Source organism: Pantoea sp. CCBC3-3-1, assembly GCF_007981265.1.
Classification (GTDB): Bacteria; Pseudomonadota; Gammaproteobacteria; order Enterobacterales; family Enterobacteriaceae; genus Erwinia.
Window position 1 is genome coordinate 2915084 of record NZ_CP034363.1, and the last position, 25609, is coordinate 2940692.

The window sequence follows — 25609 nt, forward strand, 5'->3', positions numbered from 1 at the left end:
ACGGTATCTGGATAACATGCTGTATGATGTCCTACATGTTATGTGTATTAAAAAGCCCTGAGCAGGGCTTTTGGTTATTCAGTTATGGCGTACATCTTCAATGGCATGCACGTTATGTGTCATCGCGCTATTAAGCGTCTCGGCCGCCAGCGATGCATCGCGGTTTTTCAACGCCATAAAGACTTTGATATGGGCTTCAAAGCTTTCCAGCGTAATGCCCAATACGCGGTTCAACTCTTCGAGGTAATGCACATAAATCCCCTTCAGGGATTCCATGACGTGGATGAACACCTTGTTGTGCGAGGCTTTCACAATCGCCAGATGGAAATCGTAGTCCGCCAGCGAGTACTTCTTATAGTCATCTTTACTCACCAGCATGCGATTCAAGGCGCTTTCCAGCACTTTGACATCTTCATCGGTGGCGTTCTGCACTGCCAGCTCCATGCATTTGAACTCGACGGTCTGACGGAAAACCCGCATATCATCAAACTCTTCCTGTGAAAGATGCAGAATGGGCTGGTTATCACTGAACGATCCGTAGCGCGCCACTTCGCGGGTAACATATGTGCCCTTCCCCTGATGCGTCACCACCACGCCAAGGTCACGCAGCTTCTGCACGGCACTCCGCACGCTGACGCGGCTCACCTGAAAGGTTGCGGTCAATTCCGCCTCAGACGGCAACTTACAGCCCGGCTCCCACAGACCATCCTGAATGTTCTGCTTCATCTGCTCGTAGATGACATCAACCACATTATGTTTTTGGATACTTTCCAGCGCCACGGCGTTACTCACTTGTCCTACATGTCTACCGCTTTTTAACGCGTCACTGCCTGCAACACAAGCAGGAATTTTGCTGACATCAACAGCGACAGTTCAAAATGGCGAAATTTAGTAATTGTTTTCAGTAATTTAGTTTATAAGCCGGATAATTCCCTACTGGCGATGGCATTAAAAATTTGTGAGATATCTTACAAATCTCTCGCCTGCCAATTGCTGCCATTCTGCGCATAACGTAAAAGTGACCCATCCAACTTGTTAGTCATGTTACATGAAGGACGTTTTGTTATGCAGACCTTATTTAACCTCTCCGGGAAAACCGCCCTGATCACCGGCTCAACGCGCGGTTTGGGCTTTGCTTATGCACAAGGCCTGGCGCAGGCCGGCGCTAAGGTGCTGCTGAATGGCACGCGTCAGGAGCACATGGATACGGCGCTGGAGCAATTACAGCAACAGGGATTTGATGCCCGAGGCTTTCTGTTCAATGTGGCAGATGAAGCCGCGATTGAAGCGGTATTTCAGCAGCTTGATGAAGAGAACATTCACGTCGACATCGTGATCAACAACGCAGGCATTCAGTTCCGCAAACCGATGCTGGAACTGGCATTGAGCGACTGGCAGCGGGTGCTGGATGTCAATCTCACCAGCGCGTTCCTCGTCTCGCGTGCCGCAGCCAAACGCATGGTGGAACGCCAGCGCGGCGGGAAAATTATCAATATCGGATCGCTGACCAGCGAAGCCGCGCGCCCTACCGTCGCGCCTTACACTGCGGCAAAAGGCGGCATCAAGCTGTTAACCAAATCGATGGCGGCTGAATGGGCGCCGTTCAATATCCAGACCAACGGCATCGGGCCGGGCTACATCCTCACGGATATGAACGAAGCGCTGGTCGAAAACGAAGAGTTCAATAAATGGGTCTGCAGCAGTAATCCTTCTGGTCGCTGGGGAAAACCCGACGAGCTGGTTGGTACCGCCATCTATCTGGCGTCCTCTGCTTCCGATTACGTCAATGGCCAGATGATTTACGTGGATGGTGGCTGGCTTGCCACCTTGTAACGGGCCGATTTAAACGACCTAAGCTGGGCATCAAGACTCAGCTGTATCCTACTCAAGCGACCTGAGGTCATACCATGAACCAGAATATTGCAGGGATTTTACCGGCCAGTCGGTGGGGAAAACTCATCCCGATTGCCTTTATTACCTATAGCCTCGCCTACCTCGATCGTGCCAACTACGGTTTTGGTGCCGCCGCAGGTCTGGCTGAAGATCTCAATATCACGCCCGCCATTTCGGCGTTACTTGGCGCACTGTTTTTCCTTGGTTATTTCTGTTTCCAGGTGCCGGGCGGCATTTATGCTGAAAAGCACTCGGCGAAGAAGCTGATTTTCTGGAGCCTGATCCTGTGGGGCGCATTGGCCACCGCCACCGGCATGGTGCACAGCGTGGCGCTGCTGGCGGTGATCCGCTTCCTGCTCGGCGTAGCGGAAAGTGTGGTGATGCCGGCGATGCTGATCTTCCTCAGCCACTGGTTCACTCGCGCGGAGCGTTCCAAAGCCAATACCTTTCTGTTCCTCGGCAATCCGATCACCGTGTTGTGGATGTCGATTCTCTCCGGCTATCTGGTGAACGCCTTTGGCTGGCGCGGCATGTTCATTATTGAAGGCGTGCCTGCCATCTTATGGGCGTTTGTCTGGTGGAAAATTTATGCCGACCGACCGCGTGATGCCAAATGGCTGAGCGAGGCCGAAAAGCGTGCGGTTGAAAACGCGCTGGCGGCAGAGCAGCAGTCGATTAAACCGGTTAAGAATTACCGTGAAGCTTTCCGCTCGCCTAAAGTGCTGGCGCTGGCGTTTATCCACTTCTTCTGGAATATCGGCATGTACGGTTTCATCATGTGGCTGCCTTCCATGCTGAAGAGCGCGTCAGGTATGGGCATCGTCGCGACTGGCTGGCTCTCAGCCGCGCCCTATCTGCTCGCCGTGCCGCTGATGCTGACCGCATCCTGGTTCTCCGATAAATACCAGCAGCGTAAAAACATCGTGCTGCTTTTCCTTGGGCTGGGCGCGGTGTGCTTCATTGCTTCCTTTACGCTCGGTGCGACGCACTTCTGGCTCTCATGGGTGCTGCTGGTGATCGCGGGCGGTGCGATGTACACGCCGTACGGACCCTTCTTCGCTGCGATCCCTGAGATGCTGCCACGCAACGTTGTGGCGGGCGCGATGTCCTTCGTGGTCTGCTTCGGTGCGCTGGGGTCCTTCGTCGGTGCGTGGATTGTGGGCTATCTCAATGGCCTGACCGGCAGCCCGGCGGCATCTTACGTATTTATGGGCGGATCGCTGGTTGTGGCGGTATTACTCACCGCGCTGACCACCTTTAGCAGCCTGAGCACGCCAACGGCACAAACCCGCTCTGCATACTAATAGAGAATGAAGTCATGACCATGAAACCCACGCGCACGCGTTTAAGCGTTTTATTCATGCTGTTTATTGTCACTGCTATCAATTACATGGATCGCGCTAACCTGGCGGTGGCCGGTTCCCATATTCAGGGCGAGTTTTTCTTATCCGCCACGCAGCTGGGTTTACTGTTTTCGATGTTTACCTGGTTTTATGCGCTGAGCCAGATTCCGGTCGGCTATCTGCTTGACCGGATTGGTTCACGCTGGCTGTACGGCAGCGCGATTGTGCTGTGGAGCCTGTTTACCCTGCTGATGGGATTGGCGTCGCATCACTTTTTCACCACCGCCACCGCGTCATTTATGATGCTACTGGTGTGCCGCGCGCTGATTGGCGTGGCGGAAGCGCCCTCTTTTCCCTCCAACACCAAAATCATCGCCACCTGGTTTCCCGACCATGAACGTGCGCGTGCAACGGCAACTTATTCCAGCGCGCAATATATTGGTCTGGCGCTGCTGACGCCGGTGCTGTCGTTTATCGTCTCTCAATGGGGTTGGGAGATGTCATTTTATCTCTCTGGCCTGGTTGGCATTGTGTTCGGCATTTACTGGCTGATTGTCTATCGCGACCCGCAGCACAGCAACAAAGTGAATGATGCGGAACTCGATATTATCCGCAAAGGCGGCGGGCACGGTTCGGTGAATCAGCAAAACGGAAACGGCAAGGTTAACTGGCAATCGGTGAAATACATCCTGCGTCAGCGCACCACTTGGGGTTTGTTTATCGCGCAGTTCGCGGCCTCGTCGACGCTCTACTTTTTCCTGACCTGGTTTATTGTCTATCTGGAAAAAGGGCTGCATCTGTCGATCGATAAAGCGGGGATTGGCGCGATGTTCCCTTATCTGATGGCGATGGCTGGCGTGCTGTGCGGCGGAACGCTAAGTGATTTTCTGCTGAAGCGTGGCCGCAGCCGCACCTTTGCGCGCAAGCTGCCGGTGATGCTGGGCATGTTGCTCACCTGTTCGATTGCGCTGGTGAATTTCTTCCAGGACAGCCCGGTGATTGCCATCGCTATTCTCTCTATCGCCTTCTTCGCCAACGCCTTCTCTAATCTCGGCTGGGTGGTGTGCAGCGATGTGATTCCGCGCCACTTAATTGGCACCATCGGCGGCTTTCTGAATATTTTTGGCAATCTCTCCGGCATTGTCAGCCCGATCATCATCGGCGTTATTTTGCAGCGCACCCACAACTTCCAGTACGCCATGTGGTACATCGCCGCCGTCGCGCTTATGGGCTTTTTGGCCTACCTGCTGCTGGTTGGCAAAATTGAAGTGATGACGCCGCCCGGCGAACAACCGGCTGAAAATAAGAAGAAATTCGAAACCCCTTCAAACGCATAGAGAGAAGCATAATGCAGCAAAAAACAGTGAACGCGGTGATCGTCAATGCCGCACATGATGTGCGTTGTGAGTCACGGGAAATTGAGTGGAACGCGCAGCAAGTGTTAGTCAAAGTTGAGCGTGGCGGGATTTGTGGCTCGGATATTCACTATTTCCAGCATGGCCGCGCGGGCATGTCGGTACTGAAAGCGCCGATGATTTTAGGCCATGAATTTGTTGGCATCATCGAGCAAGTACCAGAAAACAGCGACCTGAAGGTTGGCCAGCGCGTGGCGATCAATCCTTCCCAACCGTGCCAGCTGTGCGCGCTGTGTCAGGAAGGAAAACAAAACCTGTGCCGCTCAATGCGCTTTATGGGCAGCGCACAGTTTTTCCCACATGTTAACGGCGGATTTGCCCAATATGTTGGCGTCAATCCCGTGCAGTGCGTACCGTACAGCGACGGCGCAGATGCCAAAGTGATGGCCTTCGCCGAACCGCTGGCGGTGTGCATTCATGCGGTACGCCAGGCTGGCGATCTGACCGGCAAGCGCGTGCTGGTCACCGGCGCCGGACCGATCGGTTGTCTGGTCATCGCCGCGGCGCTGGCTTCGGGTGCCACCGAAGTAGTAGCAACCGACATCAGCGAGCGTTGCCGTCAGCTGGCGAACGAGATGGGTGCCAGCGCGGCGTTGGATCCGCGTGACGAGCAGCAAACCGACCTCTGGGCGGAAAATGGCGGCAGTTTTGATGTCTGCTTTGAAGCTTCAGGCGCAGGGGCGGCGGTGGCTTCGCTGGTTGCCTTTACGCGTCCGGGCGGCATTATCGTGCAGCTTGGCATGGGCGCGGCAGAAGTGAACTATCCCATCGGACCGCTGCTGGTCAAAGAGATACAGCTGCGTGGATCCTTCCGTTTCACCAGCGAGTTCACCACCGCGGTGCGCTGGCTTGAGCAAGGCAAAATCAATCCGCTGCCGCTGCTTTCGGCCGAAATGCCCATGCAGGATGCTGCACGCGCGCTGGAACTTGCAGCGGATAAAGAGAGCGCGGCTAAGGTGCAGCTGATTTTTTTTTAATGGCTGAAATGCTGGCAACTGGTAGAAATTGAAGGCTGATGAAATTGAAAATTTTCATGTCCTGATGTCAGTAATTTATTTATATGACTCAATTTTATAAGCTGGTCAAATGCGTGCCTACCATAACAAAGTAGGCACAACATATCTTACCGACTCAGCGTTGCATTAAGCGCGTCAATTGAAGTTTGTAATCCGGCTTCAACACTCATAGTGAGATCCTCCATTTCAAGTGAAACATCACCGTCATAACCTGTCATTCGCAAGACGGAGAAGAATTCTTTCCACCATTTCAGATCTTGACCACAGCCCACTGCGACATAATTCCACGTACGCGTTTTAGTGTTGGTGACAGGCTGATACTCCATAAGTCCATCAACGTCTGCAAGTCCTCGCTCAATACGTGCATCTTTGCCGTGTACATGGAACACTGCACCTTCAAGTTTACGTGCCGCAGCTATGGGATCAGCGCCCATAGCTATTAAATGTGAAGGGTCAAGGTTGATGCCAATCATCTCATCTACGGCATTACGCAGGCGCAATAATGTAGATGGATTATAAACAAGCTGACATGGGAACTCTTCAATAGCAATTTGCTCAACCCCGTGATTTTTAGCGTGCTGTACAAACTTTTTCCACCATGGAATGGCAACATCATTCCATTGGTAGTCAATGACACCTGGCATATAATCTGGCCATGAAATAGTAGACGTAATCCAGTTTGGAACACGATCATCAGGTCCACCGCCAGGCAGGCCACTCATCATCACTATTTTCTTAACACCAAGCCTGCCTGCCAATTCAACTGCGCGGTAACTACTTTTAGTGTGTGTTTCGCCCAATTCACCTGGAGCCAGTGGGTTACCGGAACAATTCAAAGCAACAATGCGTATATTGCGCTGAGCCAGTTCCTCTTTAAATAGTTCAAGTTTTTCAGGTGAAGCGAGTAACTCTTCGGTTTTGACATGAGGACATGGCGACCAGCCGCCTGCGGTCATCTCAACACCATTGATACCATAACTTTGGACCTTATCCAGCATCGCCGAAAACGGCAAATCAGCGAGCACATCCGTACACAATGCAAGTTTCATTATTCAATCCTTTTCTTGGGATGTTAATTAAGGCTGTTCAAATAGTTCAATAAATTCTTGTTTGGATTTAGCATTTGCTAATAAGTAAGTTTTCACTTCGTTACCTAATAGATCCGCAATGTCTGCCAACACCTGGATATGTTCATTTTGTGTTGCAGCCACAGCGACAACTATGAAAACGACTTTTCCAGCTCCCCAACTAACGCCATTTGGAAATTGAAAAACATGAAAACCTGTTTTGTTCACCAGATTGAGGTTCTCTTTAGCACAATGCGGAAATGCAATTCCTGAGCCGATATAAGTAGATACATGTTCCTCACGCGCTAACATACCCGCATAAAAACCTGGCTTAACAAAACCGTTTTTTTCTAATGCATCTGCGGTGAATTTTATTGCCTCAGTTTTTGTTGCTGCACGACAATTTAAATGCAGAGCATCTTCAGCAAGTTTCATCATGATTTTTCTCTTATAGTTATAATCAAAGATAGAGAGCAGGCTGAGATGGAATAATAACGTCATGTTTTGCACCATCTTTTAGCGATGCTAAACCAGCATCGCAGACGAGAGCGACAACATACCCATCCCATGATGATGGGCCTGTCATCTCACGCTGGGCGTTAACGTTATCAACAAAAGTTTGTACCTCGCGGTCGTAGGCGGTAGCGAAGCGCTCCATACAGGATTGAGCAATGTGTTGCGCGTTACCATTCAACGATCGAGTCGTTATTAACTGCTGCTCATTGAGTGCCCCAATGGAATTTTCACCAATGACTTCGCAACGGATGTCATAACCATATTGACAATTTACGAAGAGTTCATCATCTATACGAACACCAGATTCTGTCTCAAAAATCACGATTAATGGATCTTGCAAATGTGGTTGCGCACGACGAGTTTTTTTCCCCGGTTTATCCACGCGGACAGATGTTATATTCTCATTTAACAAATAACGAATGATATCAATTTCATGCGTAGCTGAGTCATTAACTGCCATTTCCAAAGTGTAACCTTCCGGAACGGAAGGATTTCGGTGAGCACAATGAATGAGCATAATATCGCCGAGTTCTCCGCCATCAATTGTCTTTTTCAACGCCTGATAACCCGGATCAAAGCGGCGCATGAAACCAAGTTGGAGCAGGCGTTTCCCTGCCCTCACTTCAGCATCAATAATTTCTTTGGATTCATCGGCGGTAGGTGTCAACGGCTTCTCACAAAACACAGGTTTACCGGCTTTAAATGAAGCAAGTATCTGGTCTTTATGAACCGGGCCAATCGAACAAATGAAGACTGCATCAATTAATTCTGAATTTATCATTTCTAACGCATCATAAAATGCCGTTGCACCGTATTCATTTGCCACTGCATCTGCTGCTGTATGATTAATATCACAAACGGCAGTTACCCGCGCACCGGTAATAACATTACTGAAGCGCTTAAGATGATCACGGCCAATCATACCGAGACCAATCAAACCAATATTTACAGTCATTTATTCTTCCTTAGTTGCAATAGTGTTAAAAGCGAAATTTCTTTTCAATTTGCTCTAAAGTCAATCCGCGTGTTTCTGGCAAGTATTTCACCAACAGAAGAAGCATAATGATGTTAGTCGCGCCAAAGAATCCGAAAGTCATGCCACCACCGTAATGGCTTAACAGGTACGGAAAAATAGATTGAATCATGAAATCAAACATCCACAGTCCAAATACAGCAAAGCCCATTCCTACGCCGCGCATTCGCAATGGATATATTTCAGCTAACATCAACCAGAATACCGGTGCGATCCACCCCTGCATAAATACCAGAAATACCAGCATAAGACCGAGGATTACATAGGGTGCATTAGCGAAATTGGCATGGAGTGTTTCTACACCATTAATAGTTTCGGTATGGAAAAATAATTTAAACGCCAAACCGATTAAAAGCAGACTGATAGTGACGCCAGCCTGACCGGTAAAGAACATTTTACGACGTGAGTGTTTTCCAATTAATGCCATGCCAAGGAGTGTTGCCAATACGGAAATAATTCCATTTGCGACCGCTCCCGTGACTGCAGCTGCATCGCCGAGACCTGTAGCTTTGAGTACAGTTGGAGCGTAGTACATTATGGTATTAACACCTGTTACTCGTGTTGCTAATACAATCATTAAGCCGATTAACACCAGTTGAATCACCCACCGATTCTTTAATTCGGCAAAAAGATTAAACTTCAGCTGATCTGCTTTAACGATCTGCTGTATTTCTTTTACTTCTCTATCAACTTCTTCCGGAAGACGAAGCGTTTTCAAAACTTTAACTGCTTTTTCAGTTTCACCGCGTCGTATAAAGAAGCGTGGTGATTCGGGCATCATTAGCATACCTATCCACAAAAGTGCACCAGGTAATGCTGGAATGGCTAACATGATGCGCCAGTTATGCTGCATTTCAGGGTAAAGGTTAACAATGGCAGCATTGACTGAATACGCGAGAAATTGTCCAGTAACTATCATTAATTCATTGACTGTAACCATTCTTTCTCGTTGGTCGGCGCGAGCCAGTTCAGAAATATAAATTGGGACGGTTACTGAAGCACAACCTACCGCTAAGCCAAGTATAAATCGCGCGACTATCATGGATGGAACATCCCAGGCGAAGGCAGTACCTAATGCTCCAAACATAAAGATTGCGGCAACCCATAATAAGTTTTTTCTACGCCCCTGTTTATCGGAGAGATAACCGCCAAATAAGGATCCTAAAGCTGCACCGAACAATAGGAAAGAAGTAATAAATCCTTCCTGAGCAGGCGTCAAATTAAGATCATATTTCATAAATATTAGAGCGCCTGAAATAACGCCCGTATCATAACCGAAGCATAAACCACCTATTGTTGACACAATAGTGATTAGCCGCATACGTTGCGGGTTCTGCAGGTGAGTTTTATTATACATATCTGTTCCATCTGGTTGTAAGGTCGTACGGTTAGAAGCCGTTATGATGGTCAGTTTTAGGGCTTGTTATTTTTCAGCCGAATTTGAAACTTATTATTTAATAATCAATTGCAATATTAGTTTCTTTATATTTTGAGAAGCGAATGTTTACCCTTATCGTTACAACAACGTTATATCAAAGTTAATTTCAAATACTAGATGCTTTCGCTCACTCGAGCTCATGGCGTGCGGGTGATCATAAATTAACAATGAAAAGCACTATTTGAAGTGACTAATGTCACACATCTATATCCATGTATTGACAAAACAAGAGTCAAGACAGCGTGAAAGTTAACATAATTGAATGGATGTTTAACCTTTTAATGATTTTTTAAGAGCATTTAACATCTAATAAAATCAATGGGTTATCGAGGAAATGTTTCATTTTTTAATTAAACCTACATTTAAAGATAATTGTTGAATAACAATAATGATGATGTTGTTCATTTACAGTTATTTTTTCCTTTCAAAACATGTTCGGTTCAATCTGTAACTAACCAGCAGCATTATACGGGAATGCAGCGTCGATTTTTTGAACAAAATAAAAGTGTGACAGCGATCAAACTTCTTTTTGATTGAGAAATTTGAATAACAATATTTTGTACATGAAGTACTTTTATTATTGCAATAGCTAGACATCTCAATGAGTTAAATAATCATAAAAAGCAAAATTGATGATTACGAGACCATTAAGTAATGTAAGAATAGCGACACACTGACAGGAGCTATCATGCTGACCTTTTGCCTCAATGAACATCCCTTTTCCCATGGCTTCGAAAACAGCCTGCGACCACGCCTAAAATTTATATGTAAGGCAGAGGGACCAGAAGCGGCAATACCACGAGTGATGCATAAACACGATGATCGCTTTGAAATCATGTTCATTCGTTCTGGCTGCGGTGTCTATAACATCGATGGACGAAGCTACGATGTCAAAAAAGGGGACATCATGCTTTTTAACGCCAATGTCTTGCATGATGAACAACCGACGGCCTCGGAGGAGTTGATGATCTTCAGTTGCGGTGTTGAGCAGCTAAAAGTAGATGGTTTACCTATGAATGTATTGACACCTCGTACTCAACCTACTGTCATGCCTAGTGGCGAGTTCTACGGTGAAATTTGTCAACTATTTGATCAGATGTGGTCCCACGTCAGTTGCAAACGTCTTTACAGCTCTGAGATTGGCGACAATTTGCTAAATGTGTTGCTTTTAATTTGTCGCAATTTATGGATGGGCCACAAGCATGAGCAGGAAACGGACACCATTTTGCTTGGCCAGCGTGTTAAAGATTATATTGACAATCATTATAAAGAAGACATTGCATTAAGCACAATTACTGCAGCACTCAGCATGAACCAATTTTATCTTGCACATGCATTTAAAGATTACTCAGGTTATTCACCTAAGCATTATCAAACAAGGCGTCGCATTGGCGAAGCACAAAACTTATTACTTAGTACGGACTTGGGCGTAACTGAAGTTGCTAATGCAGTCGGTTACGATAACGTTAATAATTTCCATAGAATATTCCATAACCTTGTCGGCATTCCACCTGCGCGATATAAAAAATTCTGGCTAACGGGTCAAGTTAAGACTTAATTTTAGCCATCCGACCGCAAGCTTCTGAACAGGTTTATTTCATAAACCTGCAGAATTCCTTTTTCTTAAAAAGTAAGGAACCATTATGACGTTGGTGACTTTAGGCGGAGGCTATTATGCAGAATAATAGTCGATGTAATGCTCGCTATGTGTATTCATTATGCTGCATTGCCACTCTCGGTGGTGTGATGTTTGGTTATTCAACCGGTGTGATTTCAGGCACTGTTGATTCAATTCAGGCGCATTTTCAACTCGATCCCTCTCAAACTGGGTGGGTAGTATCAAGTATCTTTGTGGGTTGTATTATCGGTTCTCTTGCTGCGGGAAAATTAGCGGATAAGCTAGGACGCAAACCCGTACTTCTCCTCGCCACCCTGGCTTTTGCATTATCAGCCGTGGGTTCGACTTTCGCAGATTCTTTTGTTTTATTCTCTTCAGCACGTATTGTCGCGGGCTTGGGTATTGGGTTAGCTGGAACGGTTGCACCGATGTACATGGGCGAAATTTCACCTGCCAGTATAAGAGGGAAAGCCTCGGGTATATTTAACCTTTCGCTTGTAGGTTCTCAAACACTGGTATTTCTCGTCAATTACCTCATTGGTCGTGGTATGTCCGAAACTTGGCTGATAGATGAGGGCTGGCGCTGGATGATGGGGGCACAGTTTGTTCCCGTCATCATGATGCTATTCTGCACGCTGATCCTTCCTGAATCTCCTCAATGGTGTATAAATCATCAGCAAGGCGAAAAAGCGTTGCGTGTACTCAAAAAAATCTATCCAGATCTTAATCAGGAAGAGGCTCGACAGATTATCTCAATGCGCAGTGAACCCAGCAGTAGCGCTAAAGGAAGCAGTTCACTGTCATATATTTGGCATACACCCGTGCTGCGCTACGCATTGCTCATCGGCTGTAGCATTGCAATTTTGCAACAGCTTACTGGTGCAAGTATCGTTATGTATTACGCTCCATTGATCCTAAATACAGGTGATATGAGTAAGGATACTCTTCTTTTTCAGACTATTTTCATAGGCCTGCTAAATGCTTTAGGTTCATTCATAGCGATGAATCTTTATGATCGCTTTGGTCGTTTACCAGTGATGAAAATTGGGACTATAGGTTCCATTGTGTCTCTACTGTTATTGTCATTAAGTATGCTTAATCCAAATAGTGGTTACCTCGCTATCTGTTCCGCATTGCTTTTTATGGTTATGTTCGCCATCAGTTGGGGGGCTGGATGCTGGGTGCTAATATCAGAAATCTTCCCGCCTCGTATAAAAAGTTATGCGATGGGAATGGCTGTGAGTTTTATGTGGATATTTAATTTCCTTGTGACCCAATTCTTTCCTGTTTTAAATGAGATTCCGGTTTTACAGCAGGCATTTAATGGCGCATTTTCATTTTGGATCTTTGCCGCTATTAACCTCTTTTGTCTACTCTTCCTCATACGATATGTCCCTGAGACGCGCGGTGTAGCACTAGACGATATTGAACAATTACTTGCCGATCGTATCAAGCTCAACAACACATCCCATTCATCTGCTGTTTCATCCGCTTCAACCGAAAATTTGGGAGGTAAACATGATTAAGGCATTGCACGGTATTTCAACACATTATTGCAACGTAGTGACTGAAGCGCGTATCGCAGCAGAAACCGGTTACGACGGACTTGAGTTTCTACACTATAAATTACTGCGTTACCTTGATAACGGCGGCAGTACCAGCAGTTTGAAGAAGTTGGTACACGGCTTTGGATTACAAACATCTTGCCTGAATGCGCTAATTGATATTGAGCGTTATAGGGACGGTTCTAAGCAACAAATGCTGACTGAAGCAACGAGGTTAACGCAGATAGCTTCAGAGCTTGAGTGTCCGACAATTCAGATACTTGCACAGCATGGCATCGATCATCTTCCTAAAACGCAGATACTCGAAATAATGACTGAAAATATTTCGGACATAGCTGCCATTGGCGAGCAGTATGGTGTGCGTTATCAGATTGAGGTTATTGCTCATACCAAATTTAATACATTGGAGCAGGCACTTGAAGTCATTCGGCGCATCGATAAACCTAACGTTGGGCTGGTCATAGATTTCTGGCATTTATTTGCTACGGGTACCACTACACCTGACGATATTAAAAAACTAGATCCATCCCTTATCTTCGGTGTGCATTTTTGTGATGGCCGTAAGCCTTTACCTGGGGAGGCATGGGAGGAAACGGTGCTACGTGCTTATATGCCAGGGGAAGGAGATATTGATATTCAGGCCTGGACAGATGCTGTTAGAGCTACAGGCTTTGATGGCGTATGGTCTGCTGAATTGTTTAGTCCAGCGCGCTGGGAAATGGACCATGCTGTCCTTGCAAAACAGGTAATTGAAAACATGAATTATTACTTAAAGTAATTATTGCGGGCTCATCAACTAAACCTATGTATGATGAGCCTGAAATCATATGATTCAGTATTTGCGTGTCTTATAAGGCAAACGGAAACGATATATTGACCAGGGTGAATGCGTGTGATCTTCACCCTGATTATTTTGGCTAAGAAATTCTATTTGCGGCGCAGGAACATAGATCCATCCATTGACAATAATTAAAGCATCGGGTGTCTCTAATCGGTCATCCTGAATAAGTGTCTCAACTGAGCCGTCTGGCTTTATGCAATCAATTGACCTTTTCTCAACATTGGATAAATAAATATTTCCATAGGCATCTATGGCTGAACCCCCAATTGATGGAATTTCGGCTACTTTTTCAATTTTAGATTCAAGCATACTGTCAGTATAGGAATTATCGAGAAGATATTTGGTACGTATTCGATAGAGCGGACCCGTCGGTGTTGAATAATAAAGCCATTCGCCATCGGCAGTAACTTCGATTACATCACTGTGTACTTCCGGTCTTTTTCCCCTGGCATCCTGCAACACTCTGCCTTTGAATCCTTTCTGCACTAAGTCATAAGGTTTACGTAACAGCACCGATGCCGATAGCCTTCGTATGGTATGGCCACTTTTAAGGTTATGGATGATTATCCCACCTAATCCTGAATCAGTAACATAAATCAGCTCACCATGAATGCGAAGATCGTTTGGCGAGCCACCATCTGGCAATGAATTATCATCGAACCGGATAATATTTTTCGCTTCGCCTGAATTGATATCAAACGCAACCAATTTCGCGGCTCCCGCTTTAGGTTTATCGCCCTGAGGTGCTCCCTGGTCAACCACCCAAACCAAATCATCATTAAATATGTGGCAAGCATTTATATTAACCAGAGTATTTGTCCCGTCGTCTTCAGCATGCCATTGGTTCCATTGGTTACCGGGAAAAGCAACAGGGCCATTAAGCGTAATGCGGGCTAACCCAGGCGAATCAAAATGCCCTTTAAAACGCGGCAGATTGATAAAAGTGGCCCCACTTGATGAGATAGCTATACCATTTGCCAACCAGGGCGATGTAAAGCTACGTTCTAAAGCGGGTGTGCTAATCATTTTTGCAAAAGAAAATGTCGATTTTGTGAGACATATTATTGCAAGGCTGCCGCTTATAAATTGTCTACGTTGCACGGTACACTCCGGTGATTTAAGAGGCGGGGATCCATCGCGAGGCAGTGTTTTCAACATCATAATTTAGCTTGGATGGAAGGCTGATTAATTCAATCAGAACACCGAACGTAGTCATGCCAAACCATGTTTGGTTTCCCTTGCCTTTTTCCTGAGCAAAGCAGTCTGATGGTCCTTCGAACATTTTCGCGCCATGTTCACGCATTTTTTCACCCGCCATGTTGATATCATCAACATACAGCGAGAAATGGTTTATGCCTGAATTCGCAGGGTTAGCCTGATGATCATCTGCTACGGGGTAGGTCTGAAAGAGTTCAATATTGCAACCGTTGGCGAGTCGCAACATTGATAAGCCTGTGACTTTCATATCGACAGGGAAACCATTTAGAGGATGCATGTTTTCGCCTGCAATCTCTTTATCTTTGTCGCCCGGCGGAGCCAACCGGTAAAGCACGACAGCATTTAATGCATTAACAAAAAAATCTTCTGCTTGCTTCAAGCAATTCACAGTGATGCCAATATGCTCTATGCCACGGATTGTCATCGTTTCTCCCGATTTATTTCAAATGACTATTAATCCCATATAAATAATCCTGGCATAAATGTGATATTTGTCACATATGGAATAGTAATAGTTAATTTCACCTTGTGTTTGGAGTATGGTAAATAATGAATTCGGGTTGAAGATTCATCATGAAGTGCGTAATATTTGAAGACCATTTCATGCATAAGAAAAACACCTTAATAAGGACAATTCTTTGGTAGAATAATATTCCAATTAGCGCGACAAAAACATAAGCAGTCTGTGTCCTCAGATATATCCACTATCCGAGGCCAGTGTAAGAAAACTAAAAGAGCTTAAATGGAGTGCTGATGCGTAGCAGCAACTCCCTTACAGGCCGATGTGTAGATTACTGTCAACAAGGCACTACGGATAATAGGCTATGACACGAAAATGTATATCTGCGGGTATGGCTTTCGGGCTATGGCTTATAGCGCCCTAATGGAATCTGGACGCTGGTTACAAGATGCAGTTTAACGTCAAATGAGTCACAAGGAGCGCAACAGCGTGCTGCTTACTTACATCCATAAAGCGGTGTATTTGGAAACCAGAAGGGCAATGATACAATGTTGGTCTGACTATCTAGATGCTTGCCGGGGGAAGTATGTTCCGCCCTATAATCGGGGCCGAATAAACTGTTTTAGAATAAATCAAGCTAGCCTGACATAATTAATGATAAAGTGAAAGCAGATCCTACACATTTAGGATCTGCTTTCTTTAGTTAAAAACTTGAACCTGCCACAACTAAAATAACCCGCTCAATTAGAGTATTAAAATTGTGTTTGATAAAAAACCGCTAGCGACAGTTTTCTACTATCGGTATATTTTCCTGACTTTACCGTCATGGAGGCTTAGTTTTAAAGACTTCTTGTACTAATACACCGAAGCGTTCATTCCTAAACGTCACCGAAATTCTCAGCGAAAAAATCACTCTATATATTATTTACAGTTTATCAATATTTCGTTTACTAAAGTAACTAGTATCTCACTCATCGCCTGCAAGAAAACCAAAGTTTTTCGTAAGTGCTATTTTTTAAAACTTAAAAGTAGCGGTCGCTGTAATCTGACGCTCAGTTCCGTAATAACACGCTGTAGTGGCGTAACAACCTGCCACGTACTTTTTATCAAAGAGATTGTTAACGCTGACTCCAACATTAGAGCCCGGTAAATTAAACCTGGCCAAATCGTATTGAACTGCTGCATTCCAGATGGTATAGGACTTAACTTTGAATGAGTTGGCACTATCACCTTCAGTTGAATCGATATACCGTCCCCCGAGGCCAAGTGTCAACCCGCTCAGTGCGGTTTCATGAAAAGTGTAATTACCCCATAGTGCCGCCATATTTTTTGGAACTTCAGATGGCCGCTTATCCTTGTACAAAGTGTCTTTTGTATATTCTGCATCCGTATAGGAATAATTTCCTATGACGTCCACATTTTCAGTTAACGCCGCTTTAGCTTCAAGCTCAATACCTTTTGACTGTATTTCACCGTTTTGCACTGAATAATAAATATGTTCGGGATCCGTACTCAGATTTTTATTCTTCGTCAACTGAAAAACAGATAAGGTTGCGGAAATCAACCCATCATCAGGGATATATTTTAATCCTGCCTCATATTGTTTAGCTCGTGACGCCTGGAATGTTTTACCTGCATAGTCAGTGCCACTTGTGGGCAGGAAAGATTCACTGTAACTGAAATAAGGTGAAATACCGTTGTCAAACAGGTAGTTCATTCCACCCCGCCATGTAAACTCATTGTCTTCCTGCTCCGAAACAGCATTATTGCTCAAGCGATTGACACTGTCTGTTTTGGACCAGTCGTAACGGCCTCCAAGAGTTAATACCCAGCGATTCCATTCAGCCTGCTCCTGCAGATACAGTCCCGTTTGCTCCTGGTGATCAACCTGGCTGCTGGTACTGTAATACTGCACCGCTGTGTTACCATAAACAGGATTTATAAGATTCAGATTTGATGCCAGACCAAAGGCATGCCAGATGTCGTTTCGAGTACGTCGATAATCTACGCCCAAAAGCAGGGTGTGATCTACTATATCTGTAGAAAACTTGCTTTGTGCCTGAGTATCGACCGCGAAGGTAGATAAATGCTCCTTGAACGCCAATGCCCCTCTTGTTAATTGAGTAGGATCAACGGCGGAAATACTACTACCATAGATAGTTTTATAATCCATATCGACCGTTCCATAACGCAGGTTCTGACGGACGGTCCAGTTATCATTGAGCTGATGGTCGAATGTATAACCGACTAACTTCTGGTTTCGGGAGATTTTGTTATAACCCGGTTCACCATCATTAAAGCTTGTTGGCAATTTACCTCCGGCACCATTAGTCACGGTTCCATCTTTAGGTAAATAACCAAACCAGCCAATGTCAGGTTCATCAAGGAAGCTGCTTAAAAAAGTGAAGCTAGTCTTGTCATCTGGACGCCAGGTAAATGAAGGTGCTATGGAATAACGCTTTGCTTTTTCGCCAGTTTGTTGTTGATCTTGATCGCTTGCGACACCAGTCATTCTGTAGGTTAATTCTCCGTTATCATCGGCCGCACCGCCAAAATCAAAACCGGTCTGAAAAAGATTATGATTCCCCACTTTAAACTGAAGTTCACGTATGGTTTCCGCTGTAGGACGCTTGCTCACTAGAGAAATAATTCCCCCTGGGTCACTCAGGCCATATAAGACAGAGACAGGACCGCGCAATAATTCTGCACGCTCAACCATATAAGGATCAACTTGGAATGATGCATAACTATCGTTCTGAAGTTTTAATCCATCAAGATAAATATTATCCGCAATCTGGCTAAAACCTCGAATATTGACTGAGTTGAATCCAGTTACAGACCCTCGGTTGTCAACCATCACACCTGCTGAATAACGAAAAGCATCTTTTAGCGTCGGGGGATCCAGCAAATCCATTTCTTCACGAGTCACGACGGTGATCGACTGTGGTGTTTTAATTAACGGAGTATCTGTTTTGGTACCTGTCGCACTGCGTTTTGCTACCATTGTACCCACTGGCCCCCAGGCATTTTCAGAAGTTGAGCTCTGACCATTAGTGGTAACCGTCATCGTATCTTCTGTAGAAGAGGTCGTGGGGCTGTCTGACGATAATGCCGGAAATGACAATGAACTGATAAACGCACTGATCATGACGGTAGAGGTACGTAGAACCAGAGCTTTTTGCAATTTCATTTATATACTCGTTTGGATTAAGTGAGAAATAATGTCGTGAGATCATATTCCAAGACTTAGAAATAAATGCCCTATATTGCCTAGCTTAATATTTCCTGATTTATCAATATCGGTGATATGAACCCGCGCCTGCCACCCATTTTCTTGTAGATGCCTATCAACTTTCACCCCAGATACTTTTCTGAAAAAATTTTCTGCGAAAAAAAAACCATTCAGGATCTAGGGATTTACAGCGCCGACACACTCAAATAAAACTCATTCTCATTAAACTACGAGAATTAATGTTGCGATAGCGAAATACAGCCATATAGTTTTTCAATACAGCCAAAATGTACTTTCAAAGTCTTTTTGGCTGGAATGCGAAATAACATGACAAATTTTCGCAATGTCTCTAATTCATCGAAAGGATAGAGTGCCAATCAAAATGCCTGGATGTGGGCAAAAATGCGCTTAAGCACAGCCTAATTTCAAATCGATGAGGAATAATCATGCATCTACGAAACACTCGGGGGCAATTATCGCGGCCCTGCTCCCAAACCCTGTCTGTTTTCCCTGACAAAGGTGAGCATTTATGAGCCTCGCAATGAATCGCCATGTGAAGCCAGCAGTTATCAGCATACTCGCCCTCATTATAGTCTTCAGCCTGCTGTACACCTGGCGAAGCCTCCGTAGCAGTGGCGCAGAACAACAGACTCTGCCACCTATACCTGTAACTACAATCCGCGCAAAAACCAGTAACGTCGCAGATCAATTGCAAGCCGTTGCGAGTTTGCAGGCAGTACGTGAAGTATTGCTTGCTCCGGATACATCAGGGCGTGTGACCGCCATTAACTTTGAATCGGGCAAGTTTGTGAAGGAAGGAGATGCCGTGATACAGCTTTATGACGCTCCGGAACAAGCGGATCTCACTTCTGCCAAAGCAAAAGCTGATTTTGCGCAACTGCAACTTCGACGCACACAAACATTATCCAAAACGGGGGCCGAGTCCCGCGAACTTCTTGAACAGCGCACGGCGGAAGCCGCCCAGACCGCCGCCGCGGTCCGGCAACTTGACGCACGTATCCAGCAGAAGACCGTTCGTGCACCATTTCCTGGTCAACTTGGTATCCGTCATATCAATCCTGGTCAGTACCTTAATGCGGGTGATGAAATCGCCACGCTAACCCAGCTCGACCCCCTCTACGTAAATTTCACGCTGCCTCAGCAGGATCTGCCCAAATTAACACCGGGCGCATCGGTGCAGGTGACGGTAGATGCCGCACCGGGCCGGATATTCACCGCCAGAATTAGTACTGTCGAACCGAGAATTGATAGTGAAACACGTAACGCGACTATTCAGGCGTTGCTGCCTAATGCGGACCTGTCTCTGAAATCCGGAATGTACGCGACGGCACGACTGAGCTTACCCGCTACTACTGATGCCATCGTTCTCCCCCTTACGGCGATCCAGACTTCTGCTTCTGGCGACAGCGTGGTACTCGTGCAAAGCGCTAACGCGCAGGGGATAGGCAAAGCAATCGCCGTACCGGTGGTCACTGGTCCGCGACTCAGCGAAGAAGTCATGGTGCTGCAGGGCGTTAAAGCCGGTGACATTGTGGTGACGGCGGGTCAGAACCGCTTGCCGCCCGGTGCTACCGTGAAAATCAGCAATAGGTCTACTTCATCAGCTATCGCTTCAGATACAAACGCACAATAGGGAAAAAAACATCGTGCATTTCACTGACATTTTTATTCGCCGACCGATTCTGGCGCTGGTCGTCAGCTTGCTTATCCTGCTGATGGGCATAACAGCCGTCTTTCAGTTACCTGTACGGCAATATCCCTATCTCGAAAATGCCACCATCAGCGTGAGTACCACCTTACCCGGCGCAACACAGGAGGTGATGCAGGGTTTCGTTACGACGCCAATTGCACAATCCATCGCTACCGCCAGCGGTATTGAATATCTGACTTCAACCACGACACAGGGCAAGAGTGTAATAAAGGCACGGCTGGTACTTAACGCCAACGCCGATCGCGCAATGACTGAGATTCTCGCTAAGGTGCAACAAGTCAAGTACCAGTTGCCGTCCGGTGTGACGGACCCGGTCATCAGCAAGTCTACCGAGGGCAGCACAGGGGTCCAGTACGTGGCTTTCTACAGTAAGTCGCTGACGATCCCGCAGGTAACGGATTTCGCCACCCGCGTGGCACAGCCCATGTTTACAGGAATTCCCGGCGTAGCCTCTGCCAACATTCTGAGCGGCCAGACCATGGCGATGCGCGTCTGGATCGACCCGATAAAACTTGCCGCACGTGGTCTGTCAGCCGGAGAGGTTGCAGCCGCGTTGCGTGCCAACAACGTGCAGTCCGCACCGGGGCAACTCAAGAGTGCCTTGACGGTTACCAATATCAGTGCCGCGACCGATCTGCAAAATGTTGAAGATTTCCGCCAGATGGTTATCAAGTCCAACCCCGAAGGTGGCGTGGTGCGGTTGTCGGATATCGCCACGATGGAGATCGGAGGTCAGAACTACAACAGTGCCTCATTCGCGACCGGCGTTCCTGCAATCTTCATCGAGCTCCAACCTACCCCGGATGGCAATCCGATCGATATCGTCAAACACGCACAGGAGCTGATTCCAAAGATCCGTGAAATGGCACCGCCTGGACTCACGGTAGCACCCAATTACAACGTGGCTACCTTCGTAAATGCTTCTATCTCGGAAGTCAAACACACGCTTGCTGAAGCCATAATTATCGTTATCGCGGTAATTTTCCTTTTCCTCGGCACGTTTCGTGCGGTCATCATTCCGGTCGTCACTATCCCGCTTTCTCTGGTGGGTACCGCTGCACTGATGCTGGCGTGCGGCTTTTCGATCAATCTTCTGACCCTGCTTGCGATGGTACTTGCGATTGGTCTGGTAGTAGACGATGCCATTGTTGTGGTGGAGAACATCCATCGACATATTGAGGAAGGCTTGTCCCCTGTACGTGCGGCCCTTTTGGGCGCTCGTGAGATTGTCGGCCCGGTGATAGCAATGACAATTACGCTTGCAGCGGTATATGCGCCCATCGGCATGATGGGGGGGCTGACTGGCGCGTTGTTCAAGGAATTTGCTTTCACTCTTGCTGGTTCGGTTCTCGTCTCCGGCGTGGTTGCACTTACGCTATCGCCAGTGATGAGTTCAATCCTGTTGAGTTCAAAACAGGGCGAAGGGCGCCTCGCAAAACGGATCGAGCATACCATGCAGGGGATGACCGCTATCTACGGACTGTTGCTGGCGCACACGCTATCTGCGCGTGGTGTGGTGTTACTGGTAGGAGCAGTAGTCATGGGGGCCATCATAGTGCTGTTCTCAGGTACCCGTCATGAGTTGGCACCGATGGAAGACCAGGGCATTGTCCTGGCCGTCACCAAGGCACCCCAGTATGCAGGAGTTGCTTACAGCGCACATTATGCAGAACAAATCGAAAAAGTGTTTGAGTCGATACCGGAATTTGAAAGCAGCTTCATCCACATCGGCGATTACTCCGGGGGGCAAAACCTGACTATTGCAGGCGCGATTCTAAAAGACTGGTCCGAGCGCAAGCGTTCATCCACCGAGATCCAGGGCCAAATTCAGGCTGCTGGCGGTGCCATCGATGGTGAAACCGTCACGGCTGTTCAGATGCCGCCGCTACCAGGCTCCAGCGGTGGCCTGCCTGTACAGATGGTGCTGCGCTCGCCTGACGACTTTCAGACGTTATACGAGACCGGAGAGAAGATCAAAACAGCGGCCTATGCCAGCGGATTGTTCCTTTATGTACAAAATGACCTGGCCTTCGACAGCCCACAGGCACATATCAGTATTGACAATGTCCGCGCCAGCGAAATGGGTTTAACTATGCAATCCGTTGCCGATACTCTGGCGGTGCTGGTTGGCGAGAACTATGTCAACCGCTTCAACTTCCATGATCGTTCCTACGATGTGATCCCGCAGGTACGTGGTAGCGACCGTATGACGCCGGAAGACCTCGGACGTTTCTACGTCAAGTCTACTTCCGGTGCTCAGGTGCCACTCTCAACCGTGACTCGCGTTGAGATGCGTCCACAGGCCAACCAGCTTACCCAGTTCGGCCAGATGAACTCGGCGACACTGGAAATGTTGCCAGCGCCAGGGGTTAGCATGGGGGAGGCAGTCACATTTCTGCAATCACAGGCACTGCCCCCCGGAACCAGCGTGGACTGGCTCAGCGACAGCCGCCAGTTCGTGCAGGAAGGTAACCGTCTGCTGGTGTCCTTCGGCTTCGCGCTGGTGGTTATCTTCCTTGTGCTGGCGGCACAGTTCGAAAGTCTACGTGATCCGCTGGTGATCCTGGTCACGGTACCGCTGGCGATCTGCGGTGCGCTGGTGCCACTGTGGTTAGGTTACGCGACGCTTAACATTTATACCCAGATAGGACTCGTAACATTGATAGGGCTGATATCTAAACACGGGATTTTAATGGTCACCTTCGCTAATCACATCCAGCACCATGAAAATCTCAGCCGCATAGAGGCCATTCAGAAAGCTGCGACGGTGCGTATGCGTCCCGTTCTGATGACAACATCGGCCATGGTCGCCGGTCTGGTGCCGCTTTTGTTCGCTGATGGTGCAGGTTCTGCAAGCCGCTTTTCTATCGGTATTGTGGTGGTTATGGGCATGCTTATCGGTACCTTCTTCACGTTGTTTGTACTTCCTACAATTTACAGCTTCGTTGCTAAAGATCACCGGGCAGTCGCGGAAAGCCCCCGCGCCCGCGAACTCGCCAGTACGGAGGCACCTGATGTCGAACTGTGATCTGTTTTCTGCTCACACTGATGCCATGACCATAGTTCTGCATCGGGCATTATTTCCCATTTTACGTGCCACTTTCCTGGTCACTGCGGTCGCAACCTTCGTCACCGGCTGCGCCAGTGGCCCCGATTACCATGCACCGTCTTTGCCTCAAACCGCAGTCGGCCCTTTTGTCAGCAAACCGGACCATACGGATACCGCTCAATCTCTGCCGACTGAATGGTGGAAATTGTATGATGACCCCATCCTGAACAGACTTGTCCAGGAGGCTCTTTCGGCCAATACCGAGCTGCGTGTCGCCCTCGCTAACCTCCAGCGTGCACGGGCTATTTACAAGGAAGCGCAAGGCGGCTTGCTACCGTCTACCAACCTATCGGGTGGAGCAGGCTACGGACGCGACCAGACCACATGGACCGGCTCCGGTCAGGCACCCACGCAGTGGAGTTACAGCGGTGGACTTGACGTCTCTTATGAACTCGACCTGTTTGGCCGGGTTCGACGTGATATTGAAGCTGCGCAGGACGATACTGATGCCGTCGCTGCCGACTACGATGCGGCGAGAGTTATGGTGGTCGCTGAAACGACACGGGCCTACGTGGGCGCCTGCGCCCAGGGCGAATCCATCGACGTAGCACATTCGTCCATTGAACTGGCCCGACGTAGTCTGGACCTCATCAGCAATCAGGCACACGCCGGAGCGGCATCACATCTGGACGTGGAGCGTGCCGGTGTCACGTTGGCTCAGGTCGAAGCCACTCTACCGCCTTTGCAAAGCCAGCGGGATGCTGCGCTGTTCGAGCTGGCTGCATTAATGGGTCGCACGCCATCACAGGTACCAGCTTCAGCACGTGCCTGCACCAAAGCACCAGAAATTGCGGAAGTGCTACCGGTCGGTGACGGCACTGCACTGCTGCGTCGTCGCCCCGATGTAAGACAAGCCGAACGCCAGCTGGCTGGCGACACGGCACGCATCGGCGTGGCGGTGGCCGATCTTTATCCGCGCGTGTCGCTGGGTGCCTCAGGAAACTACCTGCGTAATGACTATCTGAAAGGCAATCGCACCTGGTCTTTCTCAGTCGGTCCGCTGATCTCCTGGACATTTCCGAACATGATGGTGGCACGTAGCCGTCTCGCTCAGGCGAAGGCGCAAACCGCAGCATCGCTGGCTCATTTTGATGGCACAGTACTGAATGCGCTGAAAGAGTCCGAGCAATCATTGAGCGCCTATGGTGCCGCGATGCAGCAGCGTGAGGCGCTGATCGACGCACGGGATCGTGCAGGGAATGCCTTCCGGTTAGCTGAAGAGCAATACCGGGTTGGCTCGATCAGTTACCTCGATGTGATCGTAGCGCAAAACAACCTGATAGACACAAGGTCACAGGTAGCCGCAGCTGACCGACGGGTAGGTAACGCCCGGGTAAACGTATTTAAAGCCCTGGGTGGAGGATGGGAAAAGACCAGTACAAAATAACAGCCCACACCAGCGCGTTGCATGTTTTGGGCCGCGCTGGTACCCACACTCATTTTCACCCAGCAGGCTTTACGTTGTAGCGCACAGCAGAAAAGTCAGCTCTGCAAAGGGGAATAAATATGGCTTGTAATGACAACCCAAAATTCATTGATCGCATTACGTCATTTGGCAATAAAAGCACTTCAACATCAAAACAACCCAAGCGAACTAACTTAGTCGTCCCTGATTCCAGGGGGAACGACAGTCAGTCACCGCATATTCAACGTCTTGAAGCAAGCCATCTCAGGGCAACATATGCAAGAATTTCTATACTGAACACTCTGAGTCAAGCTGCACCACATTGTCTTGGTGCTGGTCAATTATATCGCCTCCTTAACTCGAAGCCATCCGGGAGCTTAACACAAGCCACAATCTATCGGGTGCTCAATGATTTATGGGTGGCAGGATTACTTGTCCGCACCGATGGAGTTCGTGGTCGTGCCACCTATGCACTCAAGCCATGCAAACAATCACGTAACCAGAATAGCCTGCGTTGCAAATGTGGGGAAAAACTCATTTTCATTGAGGACCCGAAATTACATGAATATCTGCTCTCTCTTGCTGGTCAGGAAGGATTCGAACTTGACGGCGAGCCAGTATTTACCGTTACCATAATTTGCGCTGGCTGCTCATGATGAAATGGTGGTTAACAGACGGCTTATCACCACCTATTTGTTGGATAGTTCT

Annotated in this window: 19 protein-coding genes and 1 pseudogene; 12 read left to right on the plus strand and 8 right to left on the minus strand. The window is 47.7% G+C overall.

Annotated elements, in window-relative coordinates; genetic code table 11:
• Nucleotides 1-78 precede the first annotated feature (78 nt).
• Nucleotides 79-780, minus strand: a complete 702-nt coding sequence (locus EHV07_RS13780) for a FadR/GntR family transcriptional regulator (RefSeq protein ID WP_147200626.1) — start codon at nt 778-780, stop codon at nt 79-81.
• 285 nt (nt 781-1065) lie between these two features.
• Here EHV07_RS13780 and EHV07_RS13785 point away from each other — a divergent pair, with 285 nt between their 5' ends.
• The 4 genes from EHV07_RS13785 (at nt 1066) to idnD (ending at nt 5628) form a co-directional block, all read left to right on the plus strand.
• The gene (locus EHV07_RS13785) at nt 1066-1833 is read left to right on the plus strand and encodes an SDR family oxidoreductase (RefSeq protein ID WP_147198605.1); all 768 of its coding nucleotides are present in this window, start codon (nt 1066-1068) and stop codon (nt 1831-1833) included.
• A gap of 74 nt (nt 1834-1907) precedes the next feature.
• Nucleotides 1908-3197 (plus strand): MFS transporter, encoded by a 1290-nt coding sequence (locus tag EHV07_RS13790; protein ID WP_147198606.1) that lies wholly within the window; start codon nt 1908-1910, stop codon nt 3195-3197.
• A gap of 20 nt (nt 3198-3217) precedes the next feature.
• Nucleotides 3218-4573 (plus strand): MFS transporter, encoded by a 1356-nt coding sequence (locus EHV07_RS13795; protein ID WP_147200627.1) that lies wholly within the window; start codon nt 3218-3220, stop codon nt 4571-4573.
• A gap of 11 nt (nt 4574-4584) precedes the next feature.
• Nucleotides 4585-5628, plus strand: a complete 1044-nt coding sequence (idnD, locus tag EHV07_RS13800; protein ID WP_147198607.1) for an L-idonate 5-dehydrogenase — start codon at nt 4585-4587, stop codon at nt 5626-5628.
• Between the two features lie 146 nt (nt 5629-5774).
• On the opposite strand, the gene EHV07_RS13805 is transcribed toward idnD, so the two are convergent.
• Genes EHV07_RS13805 through EHV07_RS13820 form a run of 4 tightly spaced genes read right to left on the minus strand, consistent with a single transcriptional unit; the run spans nt 5775 to nt 9640 of the window.
• On the minus strand, nt 5775-6716 hold the full coding sequence (locus tag EHV07_RS13805; protein WP_147198608.1) for a sugar phosphate isomerase/epimerase: 942 nt from the start codon (nt 6714-6716) through the stop codon (nt 5775-5777).
• Between the two features lie 27 nt (nt 6717-6743).
• Nucleotides 6744-7235 carry a PTS sugar transporter subunit IIA gene (locus EHV07_RS13810; RefSeq protein WP_254446245.1) on the minus strand — a complete coding sequence of 164 codons (492 nt, stop codon included), beginning with the start codon at nt 7233-7235 and terminating at the stop codon, nt 6744-6746.
• Nucleotides 7195-8205, minus strand: a complete 1011-nt coding sequence (locus tag EHV07_RS13815) for a Gfo/Idh/MocA family protein (RefSeq protein WP_147198609.1) — start codon at nt 8203-8205, stop codon at nt 7195-7197. Before EHV07_RS13815 ends, EHV07_RS13810 begins: the two co-directional genes overlap by 41 nt.
• A 25-nt stretch (nt 8206-8230) precedes the next feature.
• On the minus strand, nt 8231-9640 hold the full coding sequence (locus EHV07_RS13820) for a sugar porter family MFS transporter (RefSeq protein ID WP_147198610.1): 1410 nt from the start codon (nt 9638-9640) through the stop codon (nt 8231-8233).
• A 769-nt stretch (nt 9641-10409) separates the two neighbouring features.
• Between EHV07_RS13820 and EHV07_RS13825 the strand changes: the two genes are divergently transcribed.
• The 3 genes from EHV07_RS13825 to EHV07_RS13835 all read left to right on the plus strand — a co-directional run bounded on the left by EHV07_RS13825 (nt 10410) and on the right by EHV07_RS13835 (nt 13682).
• Nucleotides 10410-11279 (plus strand): AraC family transcriptional regulator, encoded by an 870-nt coding sequence (locus EHV07_RS13825; protein ID WP_147198611.1) that lies wholly within the window; start codon nt 10410-10412, stop codon nt 11277-11279.
• A 116-nt stretch (nt 11280-11395) separates the two neighbouring features.
• Complete coding sequence (locus EHV07_RS13830; protein WP_147198612.1) at nt 11396-12865, plus strand: sugar porter family MFS transporter; 1470 nt, start codon at nt 11396-11398, stop codon at nt 12863-12865.
• Entirely contained in the window at nt 12858-13682 is an 825-nt protein-coding gene (locus EHV07_RS13835; protein WP_147198613.1) for a sugar phosphate isomerase/epimerase, read from the plus strand. Before EHV07_RS13830 ends, EHV07_RS13835 begins: the two co-directional genes overlap by 8 nt.
• Nucleotides 13683-13736: 54 nt before the next feature.
• Here EHV07_RS13835 and EHV07_RS13840 read toward each other — a convergent pair whose 3' ends face one another.
• Both EHV07_RS13840 and EHV07_RS13845 read right to left on the minus strand, forming a co-directional pair.
• Entirely contained in the window at nt 13737-14846 is a 1110-nt protein-coding gene (locus EHV07_RS13840) for an L-dopachrome tautomerase-related protein (protein WP_168199630.1), read from the minus strand.
• Between the two features lie 16 nt (nt 14847-14862).
• Complete coding sequence (locus tag EHV07_RS13845; RefSeq protein ID WP_147198615.1) at nt 14863-15387, minus strand: VOC family protein; 525 nt, start codon at nt 15385-15387, stop codon at nt 14863-14865.
• Nucleotides 15388-15733: 346 nt separating this feature from the next.
• Between EHV07_RS13845 and EHV07_RS24930 the strand changes: the two are divergent.
• Nucleotides 15734-16074: pseudogene (locus tag EHV07_RS24930) on the plus strand (tyrosine-type recombinase/integrase); the annotation flags it as partial.
• A 364-nt stretch (nt 16075-16438) separates the two neighbouring features.
• Here the strand turns inward: EHV07_RS24930 and fhuA are convergent.
• Nucleotides 16439-18613, minus strand: a complete 2175-nt coding sequence (fhuA, locus tag EHV07_RS13855) for a ferrichrome porin FhuA (protein WP_147198616.1) — start codon at nt 18611-18613, stop codon at nt 16439-16441.
• Between the two features lie 571 nt (nt 18614-19184).
• Here fhuA and EHV07_RS13860 point away from each other — a divergent pair.
• The 4 genes from EHV07_RS13860 to EHV07_RS13875 all read left to right on the plus strand — a co-directional run bounded on the left by EHV07_RS13860 (nt 19185) and on the right by EHV07_RS13875 (nt 25557).
• Entirely contained in the window at nt 19185-20309 is a 1125-nt protein-coding gene (locus EHV07_RS13860; RefSeq protein WP_147198617.1) for an efflux RND transporter periplasmic adaptor subunit, read from the plus strand.
• Nucleotides 20310-20322: 13 nt separating this feature from the next.
• Nucleotides 20323-23415 (plus strand): efflux RND transporter permease subunit, encoded by a 3093-nt coding sequence (locus tag EHV07_RS13865; protein WP_147198618.1) that lies wholly within the window; start codon nt 20323-20325, stop codon nt 23413-23415.
• Nucleotides 23402-24883, plus strand: a complete 1482-nt coding sequence (locus tag EHV07_RS13870; protein WP_217363408.1) for an efflux transporter outer membrane subunit — start codon at nt 23402-23404, stop codon at nt 24881-24883. Before EHV07_RS13865 ends, EHV07_RS13870 begins: the two co-directional genes overlap by 14 nt.
• A 119-nt stretch (nt 24884-25002) precedes the next feature.
• Nucleotides 25003-25557: a Fur family transcriptional regulator gene (locus tag EHV07_RS13875; protein WP_147198619.1), complete on the plus strand. Its 555-nt coding sequence runs from the start codon at nt 25003-25005 to the stop codon at nt 25555-25557.
• Nucleotides 25558-25609 lie beyond the last annotated feature (52 nt).